Origin of the sequence: Chryseobacterium wanjuense, from assembly GCF_900111495.1 — a bacterium.
GTDB classification, from domain to species: domain Bacteria; phylum Bacteroidota; class Bacteroidia; order Flavobacteriales; family Weeksellaceae; genus Chryseobacterium; species Chryseobacterium wanjuense.
The window spans coordinates 97,114-105,071 of sequence record NZ_FOIU01000006.1 but is presented as its reverse complement, the minus strand read 5'-3'; the positions used below and the strand labels follow the sequence as shown (position 1 = coordinate 105,071).

The 7,958-nt window shown below is 27.6% G+C and carries 4 protein-coding genes; 2 read left to right on the top strand and 2 right to left on the bottom strand.

Annotation, left to right across the window (positions count from 1 at the left end; genetic code table 11):
• Positions 1 to 83: 83 nt before the first annotated feature.
• Positions 84 to 2,414, top strand: a complete 2,331-nt coding sequence (locus BMX24_RS20635; protein ID WP_139176916.1) for a DEAD/DEAH box helicase — start codon at positions 84 to 86, stop codon at positions 2,412 to 2,414.
• A 359-nt stretch (positions 2,415 to 2,773) separates the two neighbouring features.
• The gene (locus tag BMX24_RS20630) at positions 2,774 to 5,863 is read left to right on the top strand and encodes an SIR2 family protein (RefSeq protein ID WP_089796282.1); all 3,090 of its coding nucleotides are present in this window, start codon (positions 2,774 to 2,776) and stop codon (positions 5,861 to 5,863) included.
• Positions 5,864 to 5,895: 32 nt separating this feature from the next.
• On the opposite strand, the gene BMX24_RS20625 is transcribed toward BMX24_RS20630, so the two are convergent.
• The gene (locus BMX24_RS20625; protein ID WP_089796281.1) at positions 5,896 to 7,023 is read right to left on the bottom strand and encodes a DUF3871 family protein; all 1,128 of its coding nucleotides are present in this window, start codon (positions 7,021 to 7,023) and stop codon (positions 5,896 to 5,898) included.
• Positions 7,007 to 7,924: an AAA family ATPase gene (locus tag BMX24_RS20620; protein WP_089796279.1), complete on the bottom strand. Its 918-nt coding sequence runs from the start codon at positions 7,922 to 7,924 to the stop codon at positions 7,007 to 7,009. The genes BMX24_RS20625 and BMX24_RS20620 overlap by 17 nt, the downstream gene beginning before the upstream one ends.
• Positions 7,925 to 7,958 lie beyond the last annotated feature (34 nt).

Below are 7,958 nucleotides of genomic sequence, written 5' to 3'. Positions count from 1 at the left end.
AACAAAAAATCCTTACTTTTGGAAGTAAGGACAATATTGGATAACTGACAATTATTTTTAACCCCTAACTGTCAGATAAAGTCGTGGCTATTACACTTTATTGTTATCATCCAACATATAAGACAATATCAAAAGCTGTTTTTAGTAAATTGGGAAATTTTCCTGCTATTAATTATTTAGAAAATAAAAATGACAATAATGCTGAAATACCTATCTCTAGGACATTAGAAGAAGAATTTAAGAAAATTTTTCAGAAAGTTCCAGATAGTGATAATTTATATTTTACTGATTCTCAATATAAATTATTTTCAAAACTAAGTAGTAGTGTTGAATTTAGTTTTTCTGGTCCTACTTCTATGGGGAAGTCTTTCATAATAAAGTCATTTATTAAAAAAGTAATAAAAAACTCTCCTCCAGAAAATATTGTAATAGTAGTGCCAACAAGAGCACTTATTAATCAATTTTCTATTGATTTAAAAAATGAATTATCAGAGTTATTTGAAAGATACAAATATAAGGTTCTTGTAAATTCGAATATAACTGATATTGCTCTTGAAGAAAATTACAGCTATGTTTTTGTATTAACTCCTGAAAGATTGATAAGCTATCTTTCACAGGAAAATACACCCCCTATTGGCTTTTTATTTATTGATGAAGCACATAAATTAGGTAATCTAAATGATGCACGCAGTATTACCTTGTATACATGTATTGAAAAAACACAAAAAAAATATAAAGGTGTTAAATTATATTTTTCATCTCCCAATGTTTCAAACCCAGATATTTTTTTGAAACTATTCAATCGAAAGTCAAGAAACTCTTTTTACTATACAGATGAATCTCCTGTTTCTCAAAATTTATACTTAGTAGATATTGTTGGAAAGAGTATAAAACAGTATTATAATGGTACAGAAATTATTATTGGAATATCTCCATCAATAATTTCTGTTAAAAATGATATTGATTTTATTAAAAAAATAGGGGAAAATCAAAACAACCTAATCTATTGTAACTTTAAAAGTACAACTGTTGAAAAAGCAAATCAGTTTGTTGAATTCAAAACAGATTTTGTTCCTAATGATGCTGTAATAAAAGCTGCTAAAAATATTAGCGATTATGTACATCCTGACTACTATTTAACAAATCTGTTAATAAAAGGTGCAGCCTATCATCATGGCAAACTTCCTCAAGCAATAAGAAATATTGTTGAGGATTTATATAAAAAAGAGTTTATAAGAAATGTTTTTTGCACTTCCACATTACTTGAGGGTGTCAATATGCCAACTCAAAATATTTTCATTTTAGATAATAGAATTTTTAATAAAGAATTTAACTCAATTGACTTTTGGAATTTATCAGGGAGAGCAGGTAGGCTCACAAAAGAATTGGAAGGAAATATATATTGTCTACAGTATGAACAATCATGGGAGAACGTAGACATATTTAAAAAAGAAAAAATTGAATTGGTTCCAACAGTATATAATAAAGTAGATAAAAATTTAAGAAAAATAGAGTCAATTATTAATGGAAATGATATTTCTGGATCAGAGTTAGAAAAAGAAATCTTGAAATATATTGCAAATATTATAAAAGTAGATTCATTAGAGACAGATTCTAATTATAAGAGTCCTATAATTAACAAATTAATCGAAAAGAATAAAGATAAAATAATTCAACTTGCTAAAAGCAAATCTAAAGATTATCAAATCCCAAAATTTATATTAAATAACAATCAAAACATTGATTTTGAAACACAGAACAATGTCTTTAATATTTTATCTTCTAATCCAAGAAATATTCAATTACCAAGTAGTGGTATTAAGTATGAGACTTGCTTAAGTATTTTAACAAGAATGTATTCTTTATACAAATGGGATAAAGCAGAGAAAAAACTAAGGGATAAAAATAGTTTAAGATATTATGCAACATTGATGAACCAATGGATTAATGGGCTTACATTAAGTCACATAATTAAGGAATCCATCGATTGGAAAGCAAATAATCCAAACTCTACAATTAAGATTTCATATAAAGACTATATAAAGTTTGATAAGACAGACAAAAAGCATATTAATATTATTATTGAAGATGTAATAGATGATATTGAATATGTTTTAAGATTTTTATTTGAAAAGTATTTTAATCATTATTATCAAGTTGTACTAAAAATTAAAGGTGAAGAAAAATCAGGAGAAAATTGGGCTACTCTTCTTGAATATGGAACACAAAATAGAGTGGTTATTGCACTACAAAATTTAGGTATCTCCAGAAATACTGCAATAAAGATATATCAAAATCATAGAGAATCACTTATAATGGTAGATAGTAAATTGCAATCCATAAATAAAAATAAACTTCTTAAAGAATTCAATACAAATTCTTTAGAGTATGACGAAATTAAAAAAGTATTATAAAAATATGAATGAATTAGAAAAAAATAAATCATTTAATTAAGTTCATACAAAATTTATCTAGGTTTGAATTAGAAGTTGATTTCTGACTGATTAGCTTCTTTATGAAGTCTATACTAATATCTCAAGATTGAGAATGATAGTAGTAAGAGTAAGCTATTATCTCTTGTGTCTGACTTTAGAGATTGAGCTGAAAGACTTGTTTGATATCAAAATTTCACTTGAATATAATTTTCTTATTGTCTTAGATTTAGTTAAATTTATCTTTCTATTTTTTTAACATTTTAAACTTATTTATGGATTATAAAAATTAAGATAAATGAGTTAGATGTGTGAAAAATTTTGAGAGAAATATAAAATGTATGAATAAAAAGTTTCTGGCAGATATACAAATAATTAAAAACGCTATCAATACAAATAAGCTTGTGATTTTTGCAGGTGCAGGCATTTCAATTGATGCTAATGTACCAAGTTGGAGCAGTTTAATTGATAAAATAAAAGATGAGCTTGATTTACCTGATGATGAAAAGGATTATTTAAAAATTGCCCAAATATATTTTAATGATAGACAAGAAAAAGAATATATTGAAAAAGTAAGAGCCTCTCTTGGTCATAAGAAATTAAGATATAATGAAATACATGAAGAATTATTTGAGTTAAATCCTGAACACATTTTAACCACAAATTTTGAAGATTTATTAGAACAGGTAATTACAAAAAACTCCCTGCCTTATTCCATTATCAGAGAAGACAAAGATTTACCCTATTCAAACAATACAAAGTTACTAGTAAAGATACATGGTGATTTAGATACAGGTAATCTGGTATTTAAAGAAGATGATTACTTGGGATACTCACAAAATCACCCATTATTAGATTCTTTTATTAAGTCTGTTTTTTCAACTAAAGTAGTTCTTTTTATTGGCTATAGTTTTAATGATTATAATTTAAAACAAATAGTTCAGTATGTGAGGAATATATTAGGTAATAACTTTCAAAATGCTTATCTGCTATCTATTGATAAAGAGGTACATCAATCTCATAGACAATATCTGAAAAACAAAGGAATTAATGTGATTAATTATTTTGATGCAAACTATATTGAACAAAAAGATGGAGAAAGTATATCTAAAAACTATATAGATGATTTCTTAAAAGAAGATAATATTTATGGGAAAAAAAGTAATTATTTAAAAGAAGTTAAATCTCTAAGTGAAAAAGGACAGCTATTACTTAACTTCTTAAGATTTTTAAGGTTTTATGATAAGCTTAAAATTTCAATTAATGAAGAAAATGTAGTTGACCAGATTTATAACTCTCTTATCAGGTTTGAAGAAGTAAAAAGTTTGCCACAAGACTTTATAAGTAAACTATATCCTTTTAAATCTACCTTAGAACATGAACATTTAATTGAATATAATGCACTTCTTTTAAAAAATACTATACTTGCAGATTTATTTTTTGATAAAATAGAGATTGAGGGTTCAGAAATTATTCTGACAGATACTGATTCTAAGAAGAAAAAGAAAATTGAATTTATATTAAAAGCATTAAATAATGGACTTATTTTTTATGTTACTAAAGAAAATGAAAAACCAGATTCTCTAGGGTATAAAGGATTTTCAGATGTGAGCAAAAATATTAATTATAAATCAGTTAAAAAATGTACTTGCTCAAAATGCAAATATGAAAAGTATCAATTAAAAGAAAGTCTAACAGAAACTAACAGCTATAGTATAAGTGACACAACTGATATTACAGAGGATATGCAAAAGGCTTTTCTGAACTACAAATTTGGAAATTACTTTCAGTCCTTTAAAATGTTTGAAGAAGTAGCTTCAAAAGCATGGATTACTCAAAAATTTATCACTTATTATATTGCTAAAACCAATATGAAAGCCCTAAGAACACTTATTAATTGGGAATTTCAAATTGATGATAAAGAAAAAGAGTCTGCTATTGAAAAAATAGATGATATAGATATTGATAAATTGATTTTTCATATCCCAAATAAAAGTGATGATGAATACAATCTCCTAAAAATTATCAGAGATGATAAAGTTTTAACCAAAGTAAAAGACAAAATTGACAATTACTATGATGAAATTTTAAAGACATATAAACTATTTCAAAATAAATATTCTAACTCTGTAGGACCTTATTATCCACAACTAATCTATTTTGAGTTATTCAAATTATTAGTCTTTTATAATGAGAATTATATTATCAATGATGAATTCTCTGATTTTAAAAATATTATTAACAAGGCTGTGGAGGCTCTTATGATTAATTACTCTACTGACAATAGATATGGAGGCAAAATAAAAGAATTTGATGTAGATTTTTTTGGATTGACTATACCTTATATCAATACAGATAGATTTGTTAAAGTACTAGAGGAATATGATATTGAAGAAATTAAATTTAAAAAAGATAATTTAGGAATGATCCTGAGCTATTCAAATAATTTTTTAAAATCATATTTTGAAGAGGGCAATATTTGGGGAATAGAATCAAGATCAGAGATCATGGAAAGCCAACTTCAAAAAAGCTCATTTGAAGAAAGAACAAGAAAAATTTTTAGTAATATTATGGTTTTCTTAAGCTTAATTGAATTGAATTCAGAACAATTTGATTCAATTAAGAGTAATATTCTGCTATTTCTTTCTTTTAATATAAAACTAAGTCATAATAATATAAAATATTTAAAGTGGTTTTTATATAAGAATTATAAAAGTATCAAAATTGAAGATTGTAAAAGGTTATTGGAGATTTCTTGTAGGGATACTTATAATCGTGTAAAACATGACATTCTTAATTTAGTAGCAGAAATATGCAGTACAAATCAATATGTAATAATTGATGATATTGAATATGCCCAAAAACTACTTTCAGACTTCGAATATTTAGATAAACACTCTGACAACATAATTTATCTATGGGTTATTTCTAATGATAAAGTTAAAAATTTCTATTACCAAATAATAACTGAAAGATTACAGAATAATTTTGATAATGATTTGTATAGATCTGCAACCTTAAACAAAATAATTGATTACAATATTTTTTTTGACAGCTTTATATCCTATTTAAATAAAAGGAACAAAGGTAATGATAGTGAAAAAGATGGGTACTTTATGGAAAATGGGAAACCTAAATTTCACAATCACCTATTTTATAACGATTTATTATTCTTTTACAGATTAGGAGTAAAAGAAAATGACCAAAGATTACAAAAGTTAAGCAATTTGTATGAGTTTATGAAGTTCTGTATTTTTAGAGAAAAATATGATTTTTCAAAATTTAAAGTAGAATGGCTTTATTTATTTGATCATAAGATATTTTATAATGAATTTAAAAAAATAAAACCTCTTAAAAAAATTATTGAAACTGCATTAAAAGCAAAGTATGATGAAGAACTTGCTAAAATATATGCACAATTTTTTATATAGAAACTGTCCCATAGAAATATGGGACAGACAAACTAGCTCAAAAACCAATGATAATCAGAATTACCATTAAGCGCCTTCTGAATGCCTTTTGAAAATTCAAAAGCATTCAAATTCCTGTCAAGAAAAGTGTCTATATAACTGCTCTTATTAGCCTGTGTAAAGAGGTTGTAGACATTCCAAAGGTTAATATCTCCATCATCATTCCTGCAAAAGCTTTCATCTTCGTAATAGTCTTTTGACACTATATTAAGCTGACTGTCATTGAAATTCAGGCTTGGGATTGCCAACTTCTCTTTCTTAGGTAAGTGTTGATACAATCTTGACCTACCTAAGAGTTGAGCAAATTGATGCTCTGTAAGATGACTATGGGATAAAGATTTCATAACCTCCAGGTGACTTTGTGCATTGTAATTTTGAATAACAGCAGTAACTTTCTCTTGTAACTCATGATAATTTCCCACTCTCATTTCTTCAACAAAACCATCAGAACTTACACAAAGATTGCAACATACTTTATTTTGAAAGCCAATGAAAAACTTGAATTTTTCAAAAGTTTTCTTGTTGTATAAGTTCTCCAGGTTGTAGCTTCTTACCCCACCTAAAGTTAAAGCCAACTCATTACCATTAATAGTATCTACAATAGATGGTATCTGAATAATAAATGCCATTCTTTCATAATAGATAGTTTTTTCATGGTCTAATAAATCTTTAGCACTCTTGTAAATAGCATCAGGAGTTCTACCTTTGATTTGGTGTGATACCCTGATTTCAGGATTACTGACACTATGGTGAGGAAACATTTTCATGACTGTATTAGTAACAATCTCTATAAATTCTTGGTGGGCAATGGTCTTTTCATTGTCCTTACTGAATACAGGAATGATGCAATCACTTTTAAGGTGACTTAAATCTACCTGTAAGGTGTTGGCTTCAATGAATGGTTTGTGAATATAGGCAGAGACTGTTGCATCAGTAATAGTACTGATTGTATTAGAAATCAAAAGAGGTTGAACACTTCTTGGCTCAACCTCCTTTATTTCATTCATTCTACTTGGATAAAATACCTCTGCATCTTGGATATTTACAGCCTCCAGGTTAAGGTGACTGCTTCTTTGAACATTGTGCAGTTCCATTACTGCTGTATTATCTGTGTACTCCATTAGTTGAAAAGTTTTGAGGGTTAGACAATTTGATTAAAAATGATTTCTTGACTTCATATTCTGATTTTAGCTTTTCCTGATAGTCTGGGTATTGCTTGTAGAGTGCCAATAATTCTGCTATTGTATTACAGCTTTCTATCTTATTAATCAGATTATTAATCTCATTAGAGCCCAGGTAACTTTGTTCAGAGGTTGAAGAGGTTACCTGGAGTTTAGTAATTTCTCCTGTATTACACCAGTCAAGAATCATCTTACCAGTTTGAGAAGTTATCAGAAACTCAGGTTTGTTCATAAATAGTCCAGTTCTGTCTTTACTTGCTTTAGCCAAATGATTATCATTCACTAACTCAAAATTGATAGTTAGTTCATACTCAAAGCCATCTCTGGTAATTTCTTTAGTTCCATGCTTTACTACTTTAGTCTTACCATTGCTACCAATATCTAAAGAATAATCCATCTTTCTTCTAGTAGTGGTAATGATGTGACAACTTGATTGCAGAATTTTATTAATGAATGCCTGATGTCTGGGTGTGACATTAGCCCAATCCTGAAATCTGCCACCCAATTTTTCATGAATTTCCAGACATCCACCAGAGCCATTCCATTCGTGACTGGCTGAATCTATAATAATAACTTCTATTCCTGACTTTTCACACAATTCAATGGCTTGTATGTACCTTTCAGGACTGTAGGGTGCCTGTAAGTCCAGAACATTATAACTGCCCAGGTCAGAATACAGGGAAGCTGAGGAGTTTTCTGTATCTATGACTGCTATTTTACTCCAGTCCTGTGTCATTCCATAGGCTAATAATAATGCTGATTTGGTCTTTCCAAATCCTGATGCTCCTGATAATCCTAATCTGAGCTTTACTTGTTGTCTTTGTGATTGTTTTAATTGCATAATTTTTTACAGTTTTAAATGGTTAATATTTACT